This window comes from Pueribacillus sp. YX66 (assembly GCF_041725775.1).
Taxonomy (GTDB): Bacteria; Bacillota; Bacilli; order Bacillales; family UBA6769; genus Pueribacillus.
The window spans coordinates 175,812-196,959 of the sequence record NZ_JBEUEL010000002.1; the positions used below are offsets into that span (position 1 = coordinate 175,812).

General features: G+C 36.7%; 26 protein-coding genes, 2 tRNA genes, 2 pseudogenes and 1 riboswitch. Of the genes and pseudogenes, 14 read left to right on the forward strand and 16 right to left on the reverse strand.

Annotated elements, in window-relative coordinates; genetic code table 11:
* The first annotated feature begins 141 nt into the window (after positions 1 to 141).
* Entirely contained in the window at positions 142 to 774 is a 633-nt protein-coding gene (locus tag ABU914_RS01930) for an MBL fold metallo-hydrolase (RefSeq protein WP_379668071.1), read from the forward strand.
* 114 nt (positions 775 to 888) lie between these two features.
* On the opposite strand, the gene ABU914_RS01935 is transcribed toward ABU914_RS01930, so the two are convergent.
* Entirely contained in the window at positions 889 to 1,107 is a 219-nt protein-coding gene (locus ABU914_RS01935; protein WP_379668102.1) for a DUF2626 family protein, read from the reverse strand.
* 122 nt (positions 1,108 to 1,229) lie between these two features.
* Positions 1,230 to 1,304 (reverse strand) — tRNA-Gln (locus ABU914_RS01940).
* A 120-nt stretch (positions 1,305 to 1,424) separates the two neighbouring features.
* On the opposite strand from ABU914_RS01940, the gene comGA reads away from it, so the two are divergent.
* The 3 genes and pseudogenes from comGA to ABU914_RS01955 form a co-directional block, all read left to right on the forward strand.
* The gene (gene comGA / locus ABU914_RS01945; RefSeq protein WP_379668072.1) at positions 1,425 to 2,480 is read left to right on the forward strand and encodes a competence type IV pilus ATPase ComGA; all 1,056 of its coding nucleotides are present in this window, start codon (positions 1,425 to 1,427) and stop codon (positions 2,478 to 2,480) included.
* Positions 2,477 to 3,505, forward strand: a complete 1,029-nt coding sequence (gene comGB / locus ABU914_RS01950) for a competence type IV pilus assembly protein ComGB (protein WP_379668073.1) — start codon at positions 2,477 to 2,479, stop codon at positions 3,503 to 3,505. The genes comGA and comGB overlap by 4 nt, the downstream gene beginning before the upstream one ends.
* Positions 3,506 to 3,617: 112 nt before the next feature.
* Positions 3,618 to 4,085, forward strand: a pseudogene (locus ABU914_RS01955) (IS110 family transposase); the annotation flags it as partial.
* A gap of 182 nt (positions 4,086 to 4,267) precedes the next feature.
* Here the strand turns inward: ABU914_RS01955 and ABU914_RS01960 are convergent.
* A pseudogene (locus ABU914_RS01960) lies at positions 4,268 to 4,375 on the reverse strand (hypothetical protein); the annotation flags it as partial.
* A gap of 512 nt (positions 4,376 to 4,887) precedes the next feature.
* On the opposite strand from ABU914_RS01960, the gene ABU914_RS01965 reads away from it, so the two are divergent.
* The 8 genes from ABU914_RS01965 to ABU914_RS02000 all read left to right on the forward strand — a co-directional run bounded on the left by ABU914_RS01965 (position 4,888) and on the right by ABU914_RS02000 (position 9,333).
* Positions 4,888 to 6,279, forward strand: a complete 1,392-nt coding sequence (locus ABU914_RS01965) for an immunoglobulin-like domain-containing protein (RefSeq protein ID WP_379668074.1) — start codon at positions 4,888 to 4,890, stop codon at positions 6,277 to 6,279.
* A 446-nt stretch (positions 6,280 to 6,725) separates the two neighbouring features.
* Positions 6,726 to 7,070 (forward strand): competence type IV pilus major pilin ComGC, encoded by a 345-nt coding sequence (gene comGC, locus ABU914_RS01970; protein WP_379668075.1) that lies wholly within the window; start codon positions 6,726 to 6,728, stop codon positions 7,068 to 7,070.
* The gene (gene comGD / locus ABU914_RS01975; RefSeq protein WP_379668076.1) at positions 7,063 to 7,494 is read left to right on the forward strand and encodes a competence type IV pilus minor pilin ComGD; all 432 of its coding nucleotides are present in this window, start codon (positions 7,063 to 7,065) and stop codon (positions 7,492 to 7,494) included. Before comGC ends, comGD begins: the two co-directional genes overlap by 8 nt.
* Positions 7,478 to 7,816: a prepilin-type N-terminal cleavage/methylation domain-containing protein gene (locus ABU914_RS01980; protein ID WP_379668077.1), complete on the forward strand. Its 339-nt coding sequence runs from the start codon at positions 7,478 to 7,480 to the stop codon at positions 7,814 to 7,816. The genes comGD and ABU914_RS01980 overlap by 17 nt, the downstream gene beginning before the upstream one ends.
* A complete protein-coding gene (comGF, locus tag ABU914_RS01985; RefSeq protein WP_379668078.1) occupies positions 7,809 to 8,243 on the forward strand; it encodes a competence type IV pilus minor pilin ComGF in 435 nt (144 codons plus the stop codon). The genes ABU914_RS01980 and comGF overlap by 8 nt, the downstream gene beginning before the upstream one ends.
* Complete coding sequence (gene comGG, locus ABU914_RS01990) at positions 8,230 to 8,607, forward strand: competence type IV pilus minor pilin ComGG (protein ID WP_379668079.1); 378 nt, start codon at positions 8,230 to 8,232, stop codon at positions 8,605 to 8,607. The genes comGF and comGG overlap by 14 nt, the downstream gene beginning before the upstream one ends.
* Positions 8,608 to 8,612: 5 nt before the next feature.
* Positions 8,613 to 9,122 carry a shikimate kinase gene (locus ABU914_RS01995; protein ID WP_379668080.1) on the forward strand — a complete coding sequence of 170 codons (510 nt, stop codon included), beginning with the start codon at positions 8,613 to 8,615 and terminating at the stop codon, positions 9,120 to 9,122.
* 25 nt (positions 9,123 to 9,147) lie between these two features.
* On the forward strand, positions 9,148 to 9,333 hold the full coding sequence (locus ABU914_RS02000) for a YqzE family protein (protein WP_379668081.1): 186 nt from the start codon (positions 9,148 to 9,150) through the stop codon (positions 9,331 to 9,333).
* Positions 9,334 to 9,359: 26 nt separating this feature from the next.
* On the opposite strand, the gene thiD is transcribed toward ABU914_RS02000, so the two are convergent.
* From thiD to rpmG, 10 genes are all read right to left on the reverse strand, one after another.
* Positions 9,360 to 10,163: a bifunctional hydroxymethylpyrimidine kinase/phosphomethylpyrimidine kinase gene (thiD, locus tag ABU914_RS02005; RefSeq protein ID WP_379668082.1), complete on the reverse strand. Its 804-nt coding sequence runs from the start codon at positions 10,161 to 10,163 to the stop codon at positions 9,360 to 9,362.
* Positions 10,164 to 10,308: 145 nt separating this feature from the next.
* Positions 10,309 to 11,085 carry a thiazole synthase gene (locus tag ABU914_RS02010; protein ID WP_379668083.1) on the reverse strand — a complete coding sequence of 259 codons (777 nt, stop codon included), beginning with the start codon at positions 11,083 to 11,085 and terminating at the stop codon, positions 10,309 to 10,311.
* A 4-nt stretch (positions 11,086 to 11,089) separates the two neighbouring features.
* Positions 11,090 to 11,290: a sulfur carrier protein ThiS gene (thiS, locus tag ABU914_RS02015; protein WP_379668084.1), complete on the reverse strand. Its 201-nt coding sequence runs from the start codon at positions 11,288 to 11,290 to the stop codon at positions 11,090 to 11,092.
* Positions 11,287 to 11,916 carry a thiamine phosphate synthase gene (gene thiE / locus ABU914_RS02020; protein WP_379668085.1) on the reverse strand — a complete coding sequence of 210 codons (630 nt, stop codon included), beginning with the start codon at positions 11,914 to 11,916 and terminating at the stop codon, positions 11,287 to 11,289. Before thiE ends, thiS begins: the two co-directional genes overlap by 4 nt.
* 158 nt (positions 11,917 to 12,074) lie before the next feature.
* A riboswitch (TPP riboswitch) is annotated at positions 12,075 to 12,179 on the reverse strand.
* A 61-nt stretch (positions 12,180 to 12,240) separates the two neighbouring features.
* Entirely contained in the window at positions 12,241 to 13,431 is a 1,191-nt protein-coding gene (locus tag ABU914_RS02025; RefSeq protein ID WP_379668086.1) for a M14 family metallopeptidase, read from the reverse strand.
* A 112-nt stretch (positions 13,432 to 13,543) separates the two neighbouring features.
* Positions 13,544 to 15,415: an LTA synthase family protein gene (locus ABU914_RS02030; RefSeq protein WP_379668087.1), complete on the reverse strand. Its 1,872-nt coding sequence runs from the start codon at positions 15,413 to 15,415 to the stop codon at positions 13,544 to 13,546.
* Between the two features lie 220 nt (positions 15,416 to 15,635).
* Complete coding sequence (locus ABU914_RS02035; RefSeq protein ID WP_379668088.1) at positions 15,636 to 15,839, reverse strand: YqgQ family protein; 204 nt, start codon at positions 15,837 to 15,839, stop codon at positions 15,636 to 15,638.
* Between the two features lie 65 nt (positions 15,840 to 15,904).
* A complete protein-coding gene (locus ABU914_RS02040; protein ID WP_379668089.1) occupies positions 15,905 to 16,918 on the reverse strand; it encodes a ThiF family adenylyltransferase in 1,014 nt (337 codons plus the stop codon).
* On the reverse strand, positions 16,911 to 17,498 hold the full coding sequence (locus ABU914_RS02045; protein WP_379668090.1) for a 5-formyltetrahydrofolate cyclo-ligase: 588 nt from the start codon (positions 17,496 to 17,498) through the stop codon (positions 16,911 to 16,913). The genes ABU914_RS02040 and ABU914_RS02045 overlap by 8 nt, the downstream gene beginning before the upstream one ends.
* 53 nt (positions 17,499 to 17,551) lie before the next feature.
* A complete protein-coding gene (gene rpmG, locus ABU914_RS02050; RefSeq protein WP_379668091.1) occupies positions 17,552 to 17,701 on the reverse strand; it encodes a 50S ribosomal protein L33 in 150 nt (49 codons plus the stop codon).
* Positions 17,702 to 17,930: 229 nt separating this feature from the next.
* On the opposite strand from rpmG, the gene ABU914_RS02055 reads away from it, so the two are divergent.
* Both ABU914_RS02055 and ABU914_RS02060 read left to right on the forward strand, forming a co-directional pair.
* Complete coding sequence (locus ABU914_RS02055; protein WP_379668092.1) at positions 17,931 to 18,152, forward strand: hypothetical protein; 222 nt, start codon at positions 17,931 to 17,933, stop codon at positions 18,150 to 18,152.
* A 3-nt stretch (positions 18,153 to 18,155) separates the two neighbouring features.
* Positions 18,156 to 18,644 carry an endolytic transglycosylase MltG gene (locus tag ABU914_RS02060; RefSeq protein WP_379668093.1) on the forward strand — a complete coding sequence of 163 codons (489 nt, stop codon included), beginning with the start codon at positions 18,156 to 18,158 and terminating at the stop codon, positions 18,642 to 18,644.
* Positions 18,645 to 18,681: 37 nt separating this feature from the next.
* Here ABU914_RS02060 and ABU914_RS02065 read toward each other — a convergent pair whose 3' ends face one another.
* The 3 genes from ABU914_RS02065 to ABU914_RS02075 all read right to left on the reverse strand — a co-directional run bounded on the left by ABU914_RS02065 (position 18,682) and on the right by ABU914_RS02075 (position 20,868).
* On the reverse strand, positions 18,682 to 19,914 hold the full coding sequence (locus tag ABU914_RS02065; RefSeq protein ID WP_379668094.1) for an MFS transporter: 1,233 nt from the start codon (positions 19,912 to 19,914) through the stop codon (positions 18,682 to 18,684).
* Between the two features lie 130 nt (positions 19,915 to 20,044).
* A complete protein-coding gene (sodA, locus tag ABU914_RS02070; RefSeq protein WP_379668095.1) occupies positions 20,045 to 20,656 on the reverse strand; it encodes a superoxide dismutase SodA in 612 nt (203 codons plus the stop codon).
* 136 nt (positions 20,657 to 20,792) lie between these two features.
* Positions 20,793 to 20,868, reverse strand: a tRNA-Phe gene (locus tag ABU914_RS02075).
* Between the last annotated feature and the right edge of the window lie 280 nt (positions 20,869 to 21,148).

Here is a 21,148-nt window from a genome sequence, read left to right on the forward strand (position 1 = left end):
TCTCATCAATTTCATCTATCCATTTCGTTATAATTTTAATAAATACGTAACAAATCTATTTTTAAAATCTGAATTAAGTTCGTATATAGTGTAAAATGGTTTTTGACTTACTTCGTTACATTCATTAAGGAGGGACTTATATTGAATTGGAAGCAAGTTCCAGTCGGACCTTTACAGGAAAATGCATATATCATTTGGAATGATGAAAAGCAAGCATTAATCGTTGATCCAGGCAGTGAAGGTCAACGGATCATTCAAATCGTACAAAACTTTAATGTAAAGCCACTCGCCATCTTACTTACTCATGCCCACTTTGATCATATTGGTGCGGTTGACGACGTTCGTGATGAATTTGCAATTCCTGTATACATTCATGAAAAAGAACAAGATTGGCTTGATGATCCAAATAAAAACGGTTCAGCACGGTTCCCGCTCGGGCACATTACAGCTAGAAAAGCCGAACACATGATTACCGGTGAGCAAATTTTAACGATCGGGCACTTTACTGCAAAAGTATTCGAAACACCTGGACACTCTCCAGGTAGTATTTCGTTTTACTTCGAAAATGGAAATGTCGTTTTTTCAGGTGATACCCTTTTCCAAGGGAGTATCGGACGTACGGATTTGCCCTTTGGAAATTATGAACAACTCATGAATAGCATTCATGACAAATTACTTACACTTCCTGAACATACGATCGTTTGCTCTGGGCATGGGCCCGAAACATCAATAGAAAACGAAATGAACGCTAATCCTTTTCTGTCTGGCTTCTAATCAAACGAAAACAGACATAGAGCCTTGTCGGTTCCCACTTTATCGACATAAAAAATAGAAAAAAGACGAAGTTGATGAACGACTTCGTCTTTCATATTTTTTAAATCATATAAATTAAGCCATAACAAAAACTGTCCAGTATGTAAATCCTGCCATAAAAAGTGTTAAGTATGCACCGAAGAGATACATATATACCCGTTCCGATAAATTTAAATATCCAAGTGCTATAAATACAATCGTTTGTGCTAGAAATAGCATGGCCATGTTATCTAAATCGCCTAGAAAAGCCATAATTGCAATCATCGCAGTCCAAAATCCTAAAACACGAAACATACGAGCCACTTACGTTCCCTCCTTCACTACCTATCTTTAAATTCCATTATATATGAGTCAACTTCTAATTGTAAATGCCCATACAAAAAAATATGGCAAACTTGTGTCAAATTTAAGGAGATTGGCTGGGCTAGCTGGATTCGAACCAACGCATCACGGAGTCAAAGTCCGTTGCCTTACCGCTTGGCTATAGCCCAACGACAGTTTTTATTATGAGCAAAATTCCAAAAAAAATACAAAAATTCTCAGTAGAAAAAAGGATTTTAACGAAAGATGACGAATAATTTATGTACAAAATTAAAAAGGATGGTGATGATTTGACAAATATCGAAAAACGTTGTCTCAGCGTAATCGAAGATGCAGCTAACGAAGAAGCTTCCGACATCCACTTTCAACCGAAAAGAAAATCTGTTCATATTCAATTTCGCATCCGAGGTGAAATTCAGCATTATGAACAACTGAGCGAGTTTTTGTACAACCGTATGTTATCACATTTTAAATTCCAGGCAAATATGGATATAGGCGAAAAGCGCAAACCACAAAACGGCGCTCTTACACTTTCCATTTTTAACGAACCGATAAACATTCGCCTTTCTACAGTACCAACACCTTATAACGAAAGCCTCGTACTACGTTTACTTCCTCAAAAGCACAACATCTCTTATCAAGACCTGTTCCTTTTTCCAGAGTCAGCAAAGCCATTACTATCCTATATACAGGAACCCCATGGGCTCATTTTACTTACAGGTCCAACGGGCGCAGGGAAATCTACAACGATCTACTCATTACTTCAAGTTGCTGCTACAACATATAAACGAAGAATCCTAACGATCGAAGATCCAATCGAAATCCAAAATGACACTTTTACTCAAATGGAAGTAAACGAAAAAGCAGGAATTACTTTTTCTGAAGGAGTTAAGGCGAGTTTACGACAAGATCCGGACATCATTTTAGTCGGAGAAGTTCGTGATGAAGAGACAGCTAAAATTGCAGTAAAAGCAGCGTTAAGTGGACATCTAATCGTAACAACAATGCACGCTAAAAATACGCTCGGTGCAATATACCGTTTACTTAACTTTGGCATCCCGTTGTCTGATATTCAACAAACACTTATCGCGATCGCAACCCAAAAACTGATCACTCCCGTTTGTGAACGTTGTGGTCATTACTGCAATCATAAACATCATAAGTTAAAACGGCTTGCACTAATCGAAATGCTATCAGAACAAAATTTAACCGATACAATACTTGCCATCCAACACAACAAACAACCACCTACATTTACTTCTACCTTACAAAATGAACTTGCCAAAGCCATTGAATACGGATTTTTACTGAAAAATGAGAAAGAAAAGTGGATTGATATACGATGAAAACAAAAAAATGGAAAAAGAAAGCCATGGGAGATTTTTTAATTCGTATCGGTCATTTTATGCAACGCGGATATTCCTTATCAAATAGTTTGGAACTTTATGCAATCAATGAGCGAAAAGAAATTCAAGAATATGTTGCTTTAATTCTTAAACAATTGAAAAATGGCGACAAATTGCATGACATTTTAGACCGATTCGAATTTCCAAACGACATTGTTGCAAGCCTATACTTTTTCGAGCATTACGACTTGTCAGAAGGATTAATTCATAGCGGGCAATTGCTTAAAAAGCGCGAAATGTTTAAAGACAGGCTGCAAAAAATTTTACAATATCCAATCTTTTTAATCTGGTTAACGAGTTTCATGGTTTATATGCTTTTTCGTTATTTACTTCCTCAATTTTCTAAATTGTATAACTCAGTTGGTAGCGGGCTTCCAAAAGCATCTCAAATCATTATTACAGTAGTTAAATCGTTTCCTTATGTTATGTTAGCGGGTGCATTCATTTTATTAGTATCCATATCATTCTACTTCATAAACCTACGTAACAAATCTCCACGAAAAAAACTTATGACATTGCTTCACTTACCATTCGTCCGAACCTTAACAAAACTTCTTGTCACACAGCGGTTTAGTTTAAATTTGAGTTCACTCCTACATGCGGGAGTTTCCATTAATGAAGCGATCCATATTTTTGAACGTCAAACTTACTCCCCATTTTTTCAACAGGAGGCCATTGAAATTAAATTTCGCCTCTTAAGTGGTGAATCGCTAGAAGATATTTTGTTAGATCGCAGTTTATACCAAAGTGAACTAAGTGCGATTATTAAACACGGACAGATCAATGGGCACTTAGCTGATGAATTGACAATTTATGCTGAAATTTTATTTAACAAAATTGAAGAATTTATTATCAAAACGCTAAATGTCATTCAACCAGTTATCTTTACAATTGTAGGGCTTATCGTACTACTTATGTTTTTAGCTGTCATGCTACCAATGCTTCAGTTCATACAAACTTTATAGAAAGCATTCCTGTAATGAAGAAATTTGAGGTTTAACAAAAAATAGCCTCCTTGGTATAGTACAGGATGTCGATGCATCGACTCCGAAATTAGAAAACCAAGGAGGAATCAAAATGAATTATACGCAAAATCAAAAAATCACGCAAATCACACCATCAACCTTAATTATTGGCATTGATATCGCCAAAGACAAACACGTCGCACGTGCACAAGATGATCGAGGAATCGAATTTGGTAAACGATTGGTCTTTGACAACCGAATCAACGGCTTTGAGCGATTGTTGGAATGGGTTCAATCCCACATGAAAGAACACTAGAAAGACCATGTCATTTTTGGTGTAGAGCCAACAGGACAGTTCTGGCTTAATCATGCCCATTATCTCAAGGTGCGGAGTTATGACTTTGTACTCGTCAATCCGATGCATGTTAAGAAAAGCAAAGAACTTGATGATAACTCGCCAACAAAGAATGACACAAAAGATGCGAAGGTGATTGCACAGCTCGTTAAAGACGGGCGATACTCTGTACCCAACTTACTCGAAGGCTGTACCTACGTCAATATTTTGGACACAAAAAAGTTAAATTTTTAGATTGTTCTTTCAAAATATTTATATCAAACTGCTGGGGCTTGACATGGAGCCACTGCGGGCAAGATTTCCAAGCCATGGAACTAGTCATCATAAAACATTGCTGGCTTGCCAAAAAAGGCTATCATGCCTGTCTCTCCATGTAAAGCCGTGCAGTGAATGTATGTTCAAAATTATCACACAGCACAAGTATATAAATCTTCCACTTCTTGTGGTGTTTTATAACCAATGCTACCGTGGATTCTTTTGCGGTTGTACCAACCTTCGATATATTGAAATAACGCTTCTTCGATGGTCTTTCAGAAAGACCCAAGCGAGGTGGAGAAAGTCCATAAAGAACTTGATTGGGCTGTGGATCTTCAGCAACTCATCGTACTTTTTTGATGATGCTTTTGAAAAAAACAATAAGAAATTCAAAAAGCTAATTAAAGTCAACTCCAACAATGGATTGCAGGTTTACCAATTACATTAAAGCTTACCTGCCTAATTTGAGCTGCGAATGTTGGGTAATATTTGTAAGAATCATTTCTCATTACAGTTATTAAGAAAGACCTAGAACTTTACGCAATAAAAACTAAAATCATGTTTATAGGAGTCTCGTATAAATTCATTATTTTATGAAAAAACCGACAAAATTAGGTTGAGTATTTTAAGAAACCTAAGTTTATAGGATTTTCAAACAAAAGAATAACATTTATCTTGGTAATTAAGGTCTACTAGATTAATATTAGGTAGCTTAAGATAAAAAGTTGACCAAATCAAAAATTAAAGGAGGTATTTTAAGATTAAAACTCTTATGAATAAGGCAATAACTGCGATGTTCTATTTGTCGTTGGTCTTTATTTATGTATTTAGCACGAATCAAGCAAATGCAGCGGTTAGAAGTCATGAGGTGGAAAAAACTTTTGACCTCAATTGTGGAACCCAAGTGCCAGGCGCTGATCCTTTTTTACAGCCAAGACCTGTAACAATTAAAACAAACGTGCCTGATGTGGTTGCACCGGGGGAAGAATTTCAATTAACAGATACCACGGTTATAGTAACTTTTCCAATGGATACAACTGGATATGACATCCCCCTTTCTGTTGATTTCGAAAATCCAAATTTCAACATAATTTCGAAGAATACTGATCATTCAATTCGCACATTTAGCTCGAACTTTACATTGACAGTTCCCCCTAATACAATTAATCCTCAAACACATATTACGGATAAAAATGGAGTCAATGTAGGATTATTTACAGCGGGGGAAGAAGGAAAAGTGAAGCTAACATTTGGTGAAATTCATATGAATTTATTATTTCCATTAGGGGGACCAGACGATCCTGTTATCCCAATGAGTTTCTGGTGTGAGGTTCTAGAAGATACAGATACTACAGTTGCCACCGTTCCAATCGATAATGAAGCACCTGCCATCACGTTAAACGGTGATAACCCAATGATTGTTAAGCAAGGGGATTCATATGAGGAACCTGGTGCAACTGCTCAAGATAACTTCGACGGCGATGTTTCTGATGATATTGAAATCTCTGGTGACGTTGATACAAACACAATCGGCACATATACGGTTACGTATATGGTGAGCGATAGTGTCGGTAATGTATCGACAGTCGAACGCACTGTAAACGTTGTTGAACCTTTCGGTTCATGGTACACAGGGGAAGGACCTCCGAATGATAGTCTCGGAACGAATGGAGATTCGTATCTCGACATTACAACTGGTGACGTGTACAAGCGTGGTCCGAACACATGGACAAAAGTAAGCAATCTGAAAGGTGACGATGGCAAACAAGGTTCTGCGATCCTCACTGGTTCAGGCGCACCATCTGCGGATGCCGGTAATGTCGGTGACTTGTATCTCGATACGAATACAGGTGACGTGTACGAAAAAACGGCTGACGGATGGAAGAAAATAGCGAACTTACAAGGCCCTGCTGGTCCACAAGGTCCAAAAGGACCGAAAGATTCTGATGGCTCAAGTGGCGGTAGTGGTTCAAACAATGATGGTAGCGAAAAAAGCAAAACAAAAACGTCAACAGGCAGTGATACAGATCCCAAAGGTAAATCTGCCCAAGGTGGAAAGCTACCAAAAACCGCAACGAGTCTGCCGACTCTCATTCTAATCGGTGCTCTTCTTGCAGCGACTGGTGGTGTCTTGTTCTTAAAACGCAGAAATAAAACAGCATAAACGAATAACAATTTAAAAGACACAAGTGTAAGTAGACTCCCTTCTAGTAAACGGGTTAAATCACCTAGACTAAAAGGGAGTATTTTTATGTCTAAGAGTCTTTTCGTTAAATATAAAATGAAAATCATCACAGATTATTTAACCTGTTATCCATCACTTGTCAATAACTGAAAAAAATTGTTCTTTACTTTTGAAGGAATTTGTTCTTTTCTGTAGAATGATTTAAGTGAAATAATATAGAAAAGGTAGGTGGTTTGTTGAAAATTTGTTAATTTTTTAAAATGCTTATGTTGACCCACTTTAATCTACTCTCAAATCGCCTGAATAACTTACCCTCGCTTTTTTCACATGATCAACTTCAACTATCTTTCTTTCCCTAACAACCCCATGGTTTTTATACTCAGAAAATTCAAATTTCAAAATTTTATATGAAAGGACAGTTTATTATGAAAAGATATGTAACGAACGATCAGGGCTTCACACTGATCGAGATGATGATTGTCTTAGCCATCATTTCTGTTTTGCTCCTAATCATCGTACCAAACATTACGAAAAACTCTAATGTCGCTAACGACAAAAGCTGTGAAGCGACGATAAAAATGGTACAAGGCCAAGTCGGTGTCTATATATCTGAACATAACGGTCAAAAACCTACAAGTATCAGTCAACTTAGAGATTATATTGAAGACTATGACGTCAACGAAGGTATTAAATGCCCAGATGGCACTTACTTAGGTTTAAATGATGATGGCAAAGTGATTCAAACAAGGACTAAACCGAGCAATGGCTAACGAAAAAGGTTACACATTATTTGAACTCATCATCGTCATCACAATACTTGGAATCGTGATTTTGATTGCCATCCCCTCATTCACTCCGATATCAGAAGCACATGAAGTCGAACATTTTTTTGAACAGTTAGAAGATGATTTATATTTTACTCAAGTAACGGCTTTGTCAAGAGGAAAACCAGTTTTGCTTGATTTTCGAACATCATCTTCTCTTTACCAAGTAAGAATGGACAATAAAGTAATCGTGCAGCGAAACTACCCTGAACATTTTACAGTTGAAAAAGGATCAATGAACACAACGATAGAGTTCAATTTAAATGGTAATATTCGAAATCCTGGAACGATCTTTGTTGATACGAACAACGGAAAATACAAATTGACGTTCCAGCTCGGTAAGGGGCGATTCGATGTTACAAAATTATAAAGGATTTACGTTTATAGAAGTGATGTTTTCACTCGTTATTGTCACGATAACCGTTGCTAGCACTGCCCCTGTTCTTTTCATCGTATTAAATGAAAGACAGACGGTAGCCGATCAACTAGCAGCGTATGAAATTCTTCAAAATAATTTTGAAGAAGCGCTCGCTAAAAATCTTAAAAACATATATGAAAAAACCATTGAGAAAAATGGAACAGTATTTTCGTTATATTCGGAATTGAACGAAGTACAATTAAAAATTTGTGTCCAATGGGACGGTCGGAACGGAAGAGCATATGAAGAATGTGGAGTTATACGCTATGACTAGAGGAAATCGCGGCTTCACTTTATACGAAACGATTGTTTCACTATTTTTATTGTCAGTTGTCATCATGATTGTTCCGTTAATTTTGGCTTATTTCAAGCAATCACATCCAGATAAATTACAAGTGAAAGAAGTTGAACTATTTTTTATGCAAATCAGCCGTGAAATTCACGGTGCAAAAAATATGTTTATTAATAATCATCATTTGATCGTTGTTTTAGACAATGGGGATCGAGCAAGTTATGAACAGTACAATGATCTCATTCGGCGTCGCGTCAATTTAAAAGGGCACGAAGTGATGCTCCAACATATTCAAACTGTCCATTATGAAGTAAATGACACTATCGTTTCAATCCGAATTGAGGGAAAACGTGGCGAACAATATGAACGGAAATTTGCACTGATGGGTGATGGCAATGCTGAAACGTGAACGAGGCTTTATTTTACCCCTTGTGATTATTTTATCCTTAATTTTTTCCGCGCTTGTTATCCACCAAATTGATTTGCTTGAAAGTGATCGACTTTTCTTTAAGGAACGAAAAAATTATTTTCAACACGGACTGCTTCTTCAATCCGCTTCCAATGAATGGCTGTCACAACTAAAGAAATCCGATACAATAGAAGATAATGGACAGTTTGTATTTGAACTTGGAATTGTCACATATCGCGTCATGCGTTTAGACGAAAGGACAGTAACGGTCGAGTTCAAATCGACAACTGAATTAGCTGGTGAACGAAAAGTAATAGTAACGTACGAATTAAAAACGAAAACAATGATAAAGTGGACGGAGTGACAGAAGTGAACGCCATTTATATTACTGGATTTATGGGTGCAGGAAAAACAACAGTTGGAAAAGTATTAAGTGAAAAAACAGGACTTCCCGTTTATGATAGTGATGAGTTCATTGTTGAACAAGAGAAACGCTCAATCGAGGAAATTTTCAAAGTGGAAGGTGAAGTATATTTTCGTGAAGCTGAATCGAGAGCATTACAATCCTTGCCTACGAAAAATGCGATTATTACAACCGGTGGAGGCATCATTCTGAAAAAAGAAAATCGCAAATTTATGAAAAAGAATGGAACGGTCTTATTTCTTTATTGTAGACCAGATGTAGTTTTTGAAAGATTAAGAGAAGACGATTCAAGACCGCTACTCGCTGGAAATAAAATGAAAGAAATAAACTCTCTCTTACAAGCACGATTACCCCTATATAAAGAAGCGGACTATACAATTGATACGAGCTCGCTCACGATTGATGAAACCGTTCAAAAGATTATCACAATAGTGACTAAAAACGGAACAAATTGAACAAACTAGTAGCTAAGGTGATCATATGTCGAGCGATGATTATTTTAAGTATGTAACCGAAAGTATGCTTAAATACGTTCTCTCTTCAAAAGAAGAGAGAAAAGTTAATAAACAAATCAAAAAAGAACGAAAAGAACCATTTACATTTCGTTGGTTTGGAATAATCCCCTTTCTCATCTCTTATCAGATGAGAAAAAAACGAAAAGGCTAAATCAAGTTGTTGATTTAGCTTTTTGTTTATTGTTCATAACGATGGCCACGGTGGTTCGTTGGTCCAACCCCGCTTCCAATCGCTAAGCTATATCGGATCGCGCAAGTGATGTAATGCTTTGCTTTATTTACCGCTTTGTGCAAGCCATTCCCTTTTGCAAGCTCAGCTGCAATCGCAGCGGAATACGTACATCCTGTTCCATGTGTATGTTTCGTATCGATGCGATCAGATGAGACAGAATAATACGTGAATCCATCGTAAAGTAAATCAATAGCTTTTTGCTCACTGCTTAAGTGTCCGCCTTTTATTAAAACATGCTTCACTCCAAGTTCATGAATACGTTTTGCCGCCTTTTTCATATCGGAAATATTTTCGATGCTTTCAACCTTTGTTAACCTCGCAGCTTCAGGCAGGTTTGGTGTAATGACAGTTGCTTTCGGGAGAAGTTTTTCACAAAGGGCTTCAATAGCATCATCTTGAAGAAGCTGATCTCCACCTTTAGCAACCATCACCGGATCAACCACTAAATTTTCTAACTGATGTTCTTCTATCTGATCTGCGACGGCTTCAATAATATCTTTTGAAAAAAGCATCCCCGTCTTCACAGCATCCGGTTTTAAGTCTACTGCCACCGCTTCGATTTGTTTCACAACGGATTCTACAATCTGTGGATACACGCCATGAACACCGAGTGTATTTTGAGCCGTAACTGCAGTAATTGCACTCATACCATATACGTCTAATTCTTGAAAAGTTTTTAAATCAGCTTGAATACCAGCCCCCCCGCCACTATCCGAACCTGCAATCGTCAATGCTTTAAAAACAGGCATTTTTAATTCCTCCTTCCAATTTTAAACAAACGATTTGCATTATTATATACTTCAATTCACATTTGTACAAATCTTCTCACGTCACAACATTGAAAATTTTGTTTTTGAGCGAATAACGAGCATTGCTTGCGTGACAGGTCTCCTTTTACTTTGATACATATCCCGTTGTAACGCTTGATGCTTTGGCATATCGGCTTTTTTCAATTCTGCCAGCGTGATATGAGTATCGACCCGCTTCAACCGCTAACTTCATCGCCTTTGCCATCTTAACAGGATCTTTTGCTTCAGCAACAGCTGTATTTAATAAAATGCCGTCAACGCCAAGTTCCATCGCCTCGACAACATCTTTCGCAGATCCAATTCCCGCATCAACAATGATAGGAACTTTCGATTCTTCAACAATGAGTGATAAATTGTACGGATTTAACAATCCTAATCCTGTCCCGATTGGTGAAGCTCCAGGCATGACAGCAGACGCACCAACTTCTTCAAGATGCTTACACAAAATCGGATCATCCGAAGTGTACGGCAGAGCAACAAACCCTTCTTTGACTAACTGTTCCGTCGCTTTTAACGTTTCGACTGGATCAGGAAGAAGCGTCTTTTCATTCGCACAAATTTCTACCTTAATCCAATTGCTTAACCCCGATGCCCTCACAAGTCTAGCAATACGTACTGCTTCATCAGCCGTTTTTGCGCCAGATGTGTTTGGTAGGAAGTAGAAATTATCTAAATCCAAATGCTGCAAAATTGCATCTTCACTCGGCTCATTTAAATTTACTCTTCGAATTGCAAACGTTAACACTTCGGTTCCAGAGGCAGCAATCGCATCATTTTGAACATTAGAGTTAGCAAACCGCCCTGTTCCTAAAAATAATCTTGATTGAAGTTCGACTCCGTCAATTTTTAATGGTGTATCCATATTTTTACCCCCCTCCTACGAAATGTACAAGTTCGATTGACATTCCTTCTTGTAACCGGGTATGCTGCCATTCATTTCGATCGATAACCTCTCCATCAATTTCAACGACAACCAACTTATTCTCAAGTTTAAAATGCGACACGAGATCGGTTACGTTTTTTAATTCGGAAAACTGTTGTTCTTCTCCATTTACCTTTAACTTCATCGATTCTCCCTCGCCTTGATTTTTTTAATAAACGCTTCACACGTTTTTTTCACATCTGAACTACCGACAACTTCACTCACAACACAGACATTTCGTCCCCCTGCGTCGAGAACTTCATCTACGTTATGAAGCTTAATTCCTCCAATTGGAACAAAAGGAATGCTAATTTCTTCGACAACTTCGCGTAAGTAAGTGAGTGTAACTGGGTCAACGACATCTTCTTTCGTTTTTGTTGGGAAAATCGGACCGACCCCGATATAATCTGCTCCACCTTTTTCTGCAGAACGGGCTTGATCAATTGAATGGGTAGAAATGCCGATAATTTTATTTCCAATAATTCGGCGAGCTTCTTGTAAAGGCAAATCGTCTTGTCCTAAATGGACTCCATCAGCATCTACGGCGATCGCAATATCAATATGATCATTGACGATAAACGGAACGTTATATTGTTTCGTTAACTCCCGCAACGCTCTTGCCTTTTCTAAAATTTGCCTTTTTGAACTTTTTTTATCGCGTAATTGAATAAAATCAGCCCCACCTTCAAGTGATTCTTTCATAACATCAATCATAGAGCGGTTCGGATGAAATTCTTCACCTGTAATGACATATAGTCGAAAATCTAGCAAATGCTCACCCCTTTCAAGCATTGAACAGTTGTAAAGAAAACTCGCCAAACGGCGAGATTTTTTGCTATGGCAGATAGAATTAAAATATTCATCAATTAAAAAGAACTCTCTTCCCTATAAAAATAAAAAACCATAATCAAACGAGACTAGATTATGGTATCACACATAATCGACTTCCCTCCGCTGGCATAATCCAGATCAGGTAATGAGGGTAAAAGGAAAACACTCCTTTTTCTCAGCTTCACGCACCCCTAGCCTTTCTCTTTATTAAATTTGTAACTGACTTATGTTTATTATTGCAAAAAATGATTTAAAACACAACGTCTACATGTACAAACTAGCTAATAATATGCCTGAATTTTTATTATAAATTTCACCAAATTGTGACATTGGTAAAGGATTCGCCCCTTTACCTACTTCGATCGTAAAACCAGGGCGTCGAAAATCTTGAATAAACCAATCTTTATAGCCTGCGTAGCTATCAACATAACGTATGGGGGCATATCCACTCACTCTCGAGAACTCATTCACGATAACTTCTGATTCTGGCGGCTCCAACCCTTCAAACCCCCAATAAATTTCTTCCCCTTGAGAGTGAAAAGCTAATACACGACTGAAATTCGAATTTCTTGTTAAAGTTGCCATTGCGATTGCTTCCGGCTCAGTTAAAGGATTGTCTCCAGGATAATCACGCGGTGCTGGTTGCCGTGGTTTTCTTTCTTTTTCAATTTCCCATCTTGCCGGAAACTGATTATTTAAATCTACGCCACGTATGTTAGCCTTCCATGTAGAAAAGTTACTGCTTCCCTCATTTAGTTCTAAAACGGTCGAGCGATACGGTTCCTCTTGTGGTGCACCGTTTAAAACGAGATTCACACCATCGGGATTCACCATTGGAACAAGCGACATTTGAGTATTTGTATATAAGGAAAACATATTTATACCGCGAAGATTTGATTGATTTGTAAGCGCAAGTAAATAATCATTAAGAAAAAGCATAATTAAAGGAGTCGTGAGCCATTCATTTGCATGAAAGGATCCATTTACATGAACTTTCTTCATTCCACTTCCTATAATCACTTGGGGAATCGGCTTGTTCATTACAGATTCACCAATTGAATTTCGTTGTAAAAACGGATATACCGTTATTAGTTTTCTAAGATCGCTCATCATCTTCTCGTAATCATATGATTGTAAGTCTAAAACAAGCCTCCACGTTACTCGAATTGGTATTTTGATCGACGTTCCGATTTTTAAATTTGTTGGATGAAATTCACGATTAAGAAAGAGTAGCTGCTGAAGCGAAACATTTCGTTGGTAAGCAATTGATGAAAACGTATCCCCGCTTTGAATCGTATAAGTTTCCTGAATATAACCTGGAATCTTCACTGTACTTCCAATTTGTAGATTCTCCGCGTTTAACTGGCGGTTTGAGTCAATGATTAATACTAATGGAACTTCAAACAATTGACTATAATGCCATAATGTATCACCTTTTTGAACGATAATTTTCAATCGACATCCCCTCACTTTCTTTACTACACTATGATTTTAAAAAATGATATATCACAATGTGTATAGAAGAGGATTTTTAGTAAAAAAAAAGAACCCTATGAAAAGGGTTCACTTATTTTTGACTATTCTTTAAGAGCAATTGCTCTTCTTTATTGAAAAAGCGAAGTAAATCCCCATAAATAATACGATCAGATAAATCTAAGTGGGTTTCTGATTTTTCTTTATAAGGTTCACAATGCTCCATTTCTGTTTCTAAACCAGTCGCTTTATCATAGCAAATATTTTTCGTATATACGTAGTCTTTAGTAATAAAACTACCATCTCGGAAAACAGCAAAATCAGATCGTTCTTCAGAGAATAAGTCATTACCAAAGTAAATTTGATCCCGCGCATCAATACCAAGCAAATTCAAAATCGTTGGTTTCATGTCAATTTGACCGCCCACGGTGTCAATCACTTTACCTTCATGTCCCGGTATATGAATAATAAAAGGTACTTTTTGTAATTGCGCACTTTCAAACGGCGTCACTTCTTTTTCCAAAAATTGACTCATTGCTTTATTATGGTTTTCAGATATTCCATAATGGTCACCGTACAAAATAAAAATCGAATCTTCATACAAACCTTCTTCTTTAATTCGTTCAAAGAAGTTTTTAACCGCTTCATCCATATAGCGAACGGTAGTGAAGTAACGATTTAATGTCCCACTATTTGAATCCCATGGCGGAATCAATTGGTCTTCTTCGTCTAATGTAAACGGAAAATGGTTCGTTAACGTAATATACTTTGTATAAAAAGGTTGCGGTAAATTTTTTACATATTTAATGGATTGCTGGAAAAAATCATCGTCCTTTAATCCCCAACCAATTGAGTTTTCTTCTGTCACATTAAAACTATTAACATCGTAAAAGCGATCATAGCCTAACGTATCATACATTACGTCACGGTTCCAAAAACTTTTATTATTCGCATGGAAAACCGATGTGTAGTATCCTTCTTCTTTAAGCTTTTTCGGCATACCATCATATTCATTTTGCGAATGTGTAAAGAATACGGCACCGCTAGGCAATGGGTACAATGAATTTTCTAATAAAAATTCGGAATCTGATGTTTTCCCTTGACCTGTTTGGTGATAGAAGTTTGGAAAATAATAACTTTCTGTTATGAGTTCATTTAGAAAAGGTGTAATAACCTCTCCATCAACTGTGTTATTGATGACAAAATCTTGAGTTGATTCTAAAACAATAACGAATACATTTTTATCTTTCGCAATTCCCGTAAAGTTCTCATTCGGTTTTACCCGATTTGCTTTTACATAGTTTTCAATATCAACAATCTCACTACTATCAGCTAATGCCCGCTGTGCTTGTGCTCTTGATTGCATAAAAATATCGTAAATATGGTAATTGTATACCCCAATATTTTTTATTAACATTTCTCTATCAAACGTTCTCGTCAACAATTGAGGTCGCTCTGTTTCAGCTAGACCGAGATTAACAGCAAACAACGCAAGCGCAGCTGCAAATACAGAAGCAACTTGCTTTTTAGTAACATGACCTGGTTTAGCTGAGATAAACTTCATTAAAACGACCAAAATAATGACGTCAATGAAAAACACGATGTCAGTTACATTAATGAGTTCAAAAATGCTACTTCCTAAATCCCCCATGTTGCTCGTTTGAAAAAGGACTGGAATTGTAATAAAGTCATTAAAAAAACGGTAAAATACGATATTGGCATAGAGAATAATTGAACCTATGAAACTAATGAATAGGATCATTCGATTTCTTGCTTTACCTGAGAAAAAGAGAGTAAACCCAAAAAATAAAAGTACAGTACTGATCGGACTAATTAATAAAATAAATTGTTGCATTTTATTTTCAAGTGGAATATTAAAATAAAATTTACTTACAAAATACGTTTTTATCCATAATAAAACCGTTGCGGTGAGAAACATTGAATAGTTTGCTAATGTTTTCTTCATCGTAACTTAGCACTCCTTATTCATTTTCAAACTAATTTCAGCTTTTTCTTCGTCATAAACTTTATCATAATCGTATTTACTCTTTTTGACAATCGAATTTATTGTCATTATTACAATGAATACCAGTTGAAAAAATCTCGCTTGCTTGACAAGCACTACGTATACGGACGAAACAAGCTTCTATTTTGTTTCATAAATTACGAAAGTTAGTTATAAAGACTCAGTTTAATTTTTCTGTTTCTTCCTTTATTTCTTTTCGTAAAGTTAGAATCGCTAACGTAAACTGTTGATCGTCAATTAAATTCAGTTGATGTAATTCGCGAATCTCAATTTCCAGTAACTCTAAATCAGCGATCCGATTTCCAGTATAAATGAAGATTCCAAATCGTTTTAATAATTGTCGAATATCGTATATTGTTTCCATCGTTCATCCTTTTACCAAACACTTAGTATACGTCAAATTCATTTGCATGTATAGTAATTTGCTTATTACAAACCGATATACCTAGCATAAAGCGTCTTAGCTCGGACAACGTCGTTTGTTCCTTGGACTAGAGCGCGTCCGTCAGGAAAAAGCACAAGTCTCTCGCCTTCAGGAAGAGTGACTTGAAGTAAAAATGGCGTTTTCTTTACTTTCCCTATTCGTTCCAATCGACTCGCCCAATCTTCAAGTGATACATTTTGTTTACCTTTAATTTGGATCGAATCACGCCCACATAACGTCGTTACAACGTCATCATGATTTCCTTTTAGCGCTGGATATTCACCCTTTTGACAAGTCGGACAATTTCTCTTTGCATGATTAACTTTTAATTCAAACGTACGATTTTGCCATAGGTCAATCGTAATTAACGTATTTCTAAGCTGGGGGGCTCCAATTAAATATTTCAATGCCTCTGTCGCTTCATACGAAGCGATCATGTCGACAATAGGTGAGATGACCCCAACTGTATCACACGTTTCACTACTAGCCTCGTGCTCAATGAAACAACGCAAGCACGCTGTTTTGTTCGGAATAAACAATGCGCTCATTCCTCGAGAGCCGACAACACCACCGTAAATAAAAGGAATTTCTTTTTTAAAAGCAGCATCATTCAGTAAAAACCGAGTCGCAAAATTATCAGTTCCGTCGATAACGAGGTCGATCCCATCTAACAATCTATTAATATTCTCTACAGTCACATCTATGACTAAACCTTCAATTTCAATGTCACGATTTATTTTTTTTAATTTTCTTTCCGCAGCAATCGCTTTCGGTAAAATTTTCCTTACATCATCTTCATCAAACAGCATTTGCCGTTGCAAATTAGAAAGTTCAACGAAATCGCGATCGGCAAATTTTACAACGCCAACGCCTGCCCGTACTAAGTGATTTGCGACGGCCGTTCCGAGCGCACCCATACCGACGATCAGTACCTTACTTTTTTGTAAGCGTGCTTGTCCGTCTTGCCCAATCGGGGCAAACAACATTTGACGTGAATACCGTTCGAACATTTTATCCATTTGTACCTTTCTCCCTTTTCATAACTTCGATGACATTGCTTTCAGTAATAATACGATTCACTGGTATATCAAACGGATGTCGAGGTATACGATCTACGAGTTGACACTCGAAAGCTAAACTAATCGTTTCATGACGAAATTGCTGTAAATACCGATCGTAATAACCGCCTCCATATCCAATGCGAAACCCGTCTTTGGCGAAAACAAGACCGGGAACGAACAATAAGTCAATTTCATCATGATGCAACTGAAAGGTTTGCTGGGGGTCAGGCTCCATTATTCCAGTATATCCTTCTTCAGTTTGTGAAAAAGAATGGATCTCGTAAAAAACGAGTTCGTGAGAATGAGGAATGCTTTTCGGGATCGCAACACGCTTGCCCATTTCCCATGCACGTTCAATAATAGGGCGCGTCTCGACTTCCCGATTAATTGAAATCGTTATTCCAATCGTATTTGCTTCATGCCAAGCCCTTTCATTAAAAAGTTTATCATAAATGACTTTACAATTTTGTATAAATATGTCGAATGTAATGTTTTGAAGCTTTTCTTTCATGACTATACGCCATTCTTCCTTCGTCATGAAACCACTCCTTTAAAAAGTCGAAAAAAGCAGTAGGTGTTTTTACCTACTGCTTACTTCGTTTCACGGTGTAACGTATGTTTTTTTAACCGTGGGCTATATTTCATAAGTTCAAGCCTTTCCGGATTTGTTTGCTTATTTTTCGTTGTAATATAATTACGATCCCCTGATTCTGTGCATTCAAGCGTTACTTGTACGCGCATCTATATAACCTCCATTCTCATTACATATAAACTCAATAACGATTTATTCAGTACTAAATTATTATAACAAATTGACTTTATCTATTCAAGAATCGATTTTCTCTTCCTTTTTTTTATATTGTCGTTTAAACTAATGTATAATGTCGATTCGATCTAATTCGATACGCTTCTAATCATATGTACAATCAATTACATACGATGACAATTTTTTTAGAGTGGGGGATTTGCATTGGAACTAACAATTATTTTGCTTTTAATCGCTTCGGTTCTTATTTTGATTTATTCTTTCTTGAAAAAAGATCCAGTAAAAGATGTGGAAAAGCAACTTGAAAACTTTTCGATTAGCTTAATGCAAGAAATTTTAAAGCTAAAAAATAAAGTGACTGTAATGGAAGAAGAACTCATGTTACCAGACAGCCAATCAAACAAGATGGAAAGTAAGAAAGGATAAAAAATGACGAAAAACGGATTAAGAGGGTTTGCTGCAGGACTCATCATTGCTACATTTATATTAAGTTACGTTTATTATTTTCAATCAGATCGAACGGATGCGAGTCAAAATGACACGATTACAGAGTCTGATATCGAAAACTATGCACTTGAGCACGATTTAGTCATTTTGACAGAAGAAGAATTTAAAAACTTAAATGTAGAAAAAGAACAAACGAAAGAAGATAAAAAGAAAGAAGATAAAAAGAAAGAAGATAAAAAAGAAGAACCGAAAGAAGAGGAAGAAGTAGTCAAAGTAAATTTTGAAATTTCACCAGGCATGAGTACCGATGATGTCGCAAGCAAACTTCATGAATCAAAACTTATAAAGAAGAAATCTGATTTTACAAATTACATTAAGAAGAACAAATTAGAGTCAGCAATTAAAGCTGAGTCTTACAAACTAAATAGTGAAATGACTGTTGAAGAAATTGCTAAAATTGTTACGAAATAATCGCGAAACCAGACATTCTGGTTTCGCGTTTTTTTCATTATAACATCGCTTCATTAACCCGTTTCTTAAGCGAGACATTTTTAATAAAAAAATAAAGAATAAAATGTCCTGATCCAAGTATAAGCATGACATATCGAATGCTTTGCTCTTTAAAAAAATGAACGCATAAAACAAACGTAACAATCGAAAGTATTCGTCCTAAATTCACATAAAGTTCCCGAAACACGATATATTCGACTCGGTGTTCAGCAGCTTTTCTCGCTGTACCAATTACATCATACGTAATGGATTGGTATGGAACGAGTAAAAGTGGATACGCCACTGATATAATTACAGCATAAACAAGCAACGCGGGATATGTGACGTTAAAGACAATAATTAAAATAGATAAGTATAAAATCACGCCACCTGCTAAAATTGCTTTTTTACGGTATTTCTCGCTTATAAATCGAGCGACAACATAATAGGCTATCAACTGCGTAAACGACATGAGAAATGAAAACGTTCCAATTGCCATTTCACTTTTTGTCGTTATGTATACCCAAATAACAATGATAAAAGTAAAAACTCCTTCACGTAAACCTTGAAAAAAATGTGCTATTAAAACGTTCCTCCAGTTTTTGTTTACTTTTTGTTCTTGAAACACCAATTGAAAAGCAAAAAACCCTTTGGCGCTTCTCCGTTTTAAGAAAAAACTTAATACGACGGCCCCTACAAATAAAGCTAATGAAAATAAAAAAATAATTTTATATCCAGTAAATTTTTCCATAGAGGAAATAACAAACCCCGCGAAGATCGGACCAATAATTCCAGAAAAAGAGGTCATAATCCCAAGAAATCCGTTAAAAAAATCACGTGTTTCCGGCTCCGTGATTTCAAATGTTAAAACGTTATACGCCAACCAATAAAAACCATATCCTGTACCGAGCAAAATCCCTAATACTATAATGTAACTGTTCGCGTTATTTCCGAAGAATAGAACGGTTAAATAAAAAAATGATAATAAGATAACTCCAATTCGCAATACAACAATACGATCAATTTTTTTTGCAAGCTTTCCCGCTACAATAAAAGCTAGCGGCTGTGAAATAACAATCGCTAAATTATAAAGGGCAATATCGATAATTTCACCGGTTTGTTTCCACAAAAATACATTAACAAATGTATTGGATAAAGCAATACTTAGCGAATATAAACCTCCAATAAAAATAAGTAGCTTTAAGCTCCTTGTCACTTCAATTGAACCTAACACCTTTTCTAAAATACGCATATGGATATCTCTCTCCTTTTCCCGCGTAAGCTTATTGTGTGTTAATCAAATGAGGTTATGCACCTACACTTAAAGAGAGAGATTTTTCTATAAAAGTAAAAGCCAGCCTTAGCGTGGCTGACTTTTAAGATTATTTTGCTTCATTATAACGTTTTGCAACTTCATCCCAATTTACAACATTCCAAAATGCTTTAATATAATCAGGACGTCTATTTTGATATTTTAAATAGTATGCATGCTCCCAAACATCTAAACCAAGAATTGGTGTTTTCCCTTCCATAATAGGTGAATCTTGGTTCGGAGTACTCATAATTTCGAGTTCACCATTATTTACAACGAGCCAAGCCCAACCCGAGCCAAAACGACCAGCACCAGCAGCTGCAAATTCTTCCTTAAACTTATCAAAACTGCCGAACTTTTTGTCAATGGCTTCTGCTAAATTTCCAGACGGATTTCCACCACCGTTTGGAGATAGGATTTGCCAGAACAATGAATGGTTAGCATGTCCTCCGCCATTATTTCTGACTGCAGTCCGGATGTTTTCTGGAACGGCATTAAGGTCAGAAATTAACTCCTCAACACTTTTGTTTGCTAGGTCAGCATGACCATCAAGCGCATTATTTAAGTTTGTAACGTATGTGTTATGATGCTTTCCATGGTGGATGTTCATCGTTTCCTCATCAATATGTGGTTCAAGTGCATTAGCCGCATATGGAAGTGCAGGTAATTCATATTTTGCCATAGAAATCTCCTCCTAATAATATGTAATTACTATCAATGTTAACATTACCAAAATTATCATTATGATTCAATTGATTACCCTTAGGAAGCCGGAAAATAAATAAAAACAAGCTTCGTATGATTGAAACTTGTTAAAATGGTGGCTCGAGACGGAATCGAACCGCCGACACGAGGATTTTCAGTCCTCTGCTCTACCGACTGAGCTATCGAGCCCTATTCTTTAATTTTCTATTCAAATATTGAGTGAATATCCTAGCGAACCTCCTGTCCCTTCCTCTACTCGCACAGCTTCGAAGCTGGATGTGTCGGGACAACTCGTTCATGATCCGGAGGATGTTATGCTCGTTGTTCTAACCAACTGAGCTAAGGGCCCTTGTTTGTTTTATTTTTAATTTTAAACATCCACTTATCCGTTTTTATTAGAAGTTCGCGACCCCTGCATCTAATAGCTGACTCAATGATGTATATGCTTCGGGGTTACTCGGAGCTTATT

Bases quoted from the DNA above. Each gene is read 5' to 3' on its own strand.
- ABU914_RS02010 (WP_379668083.1), bottom strand. From the start codon at position 11,085: ATGGATACACCATTAAAAATTGACGGAGTCGAACTTCAATCAAGATTA.
- rpmG (WP_379668091.1), bottom strand. From the start codon at position 17,701: ATGCGCGTACAAGTAACGCTTGAATGCACAGAATCAGGGGATCGTAAT.
- ABU914_RS01965 (WP_379668074.1), top strand. From the start codon at position 4,888: ATGAATAAGGCAATAACTGCGATGTTCTATTTGTCGTTGGTCTTTATT.
- comGD (WP_379668076.1), top strand. From the start codon at position 7,063: ATGGCTAACGAAAAAGGTTACACATTATTTGAACTCATCATCGTCATC.
- comGC (WP_379668075.1), top strand. From the start codon at position 6,726: ATGAAAAGATATGTAACGAACGATCAGGGCTTCACACTGATCGAGATG.
- ABU914_RS02065 (WP_379668094.1), bottom strand. From the start codon at position 19,914: ATGCGTATTTTAGAAAAGGTGTTAGGTTCAATTGAAGTGACAAGGAGC.
- ABU914_RS02035 (WP_379668088.1), bottom strand. From the start codon at position 15,839: ATGGAAACAATATACGATATTCGACAATTATTAAAACGATTTGGAATC.
- thiS (WP_379668084.1), bottom strand. From the start codon at position 11,290: ATGAAGTTAAAGGTAAATGGAGAAGAACAACAGTTTTCCGAATTAAAA.
- comGF (WP_379668078.1), top strand. From the start codon at position 7,809: ATGACTAGAGGAAATCGCGGCTTCACTTTATACGAAACGATTGTTTCA.
- sodA (WP_379668095.1), bottom strand. From the start codon at position 20,656: ATGGCAAAATATGAATTACCTGCACTTCCATATGCGGCTAATGCACTT.
- comGB (WP_379668073.1), top strand. From the start codon at position 2,477: ATGAAAACAAAAAAATGGAAAAAGAAAGCCATGGGAGATTTTTTAATT.
- ABU914_RS02040 (WP_379668089.1), bottom strand. From the start codon at position 16,918: ATGGATAAAATGTTCGAACGGTATTCACGTCAAATGTTGTTTGCCCCG.
- ABU914_RS02030 (WP_379668087.1), bottom strand. From the start codon at position 15,415: ATGAAGAAAACATTAGCAAACTATTCAATGTTTCTCACCGCAACGGTT.
- ABU914_RS02045 (WP_379668090.1), bottom strand. From the start codon at position 17,498: ATGACGAAGGAAGAATGGCGTATAGTCATGAAAGAAAAGCTTCAAAAC.
- ABU914_RS01980 (WP_379668077.1), top strand. From the start codon at position 7,478: ATGTTACAAAATTATAAAGGATTTACGTTTATAGAAGTGATGTTTTCA.
- ABU914_RS01935 (WP_379668102.1), bottom strand. From the start codon at position 1,107: ATGTTTCGTGTTTTAGGATTTTGGACTGCGATGATTGCAATTATGGCT.
- ABU914_RS02060 (WP_379668093.1), top strand. From the start codon at position 18,156: ATGACGAAAAACGGATTAAGAGGGTTTGCTGCAGGACTCATCATTGCT.
- ABU914_RS02000 (WP_379668081.1), top strand. From the start codon at position 9,148: ATGTCGAGCGATGATTATTTTAAGTATGTAACCGAAAGTATGCTTAAA.
- thiD (WP_379668082.1), bottom strand. From the start codon at position 10,163: ATGCCTGTTTTTAAAGCATTGACGATTGCAGGTTCGGATAGTGGCGGG.
- comGG (WP_379668079.1), top strand. From the start codon at position 8,230: ATGCTGAAACGTGAACGAGGCTTTATTTTACCCCTTGTGATTATTTTA.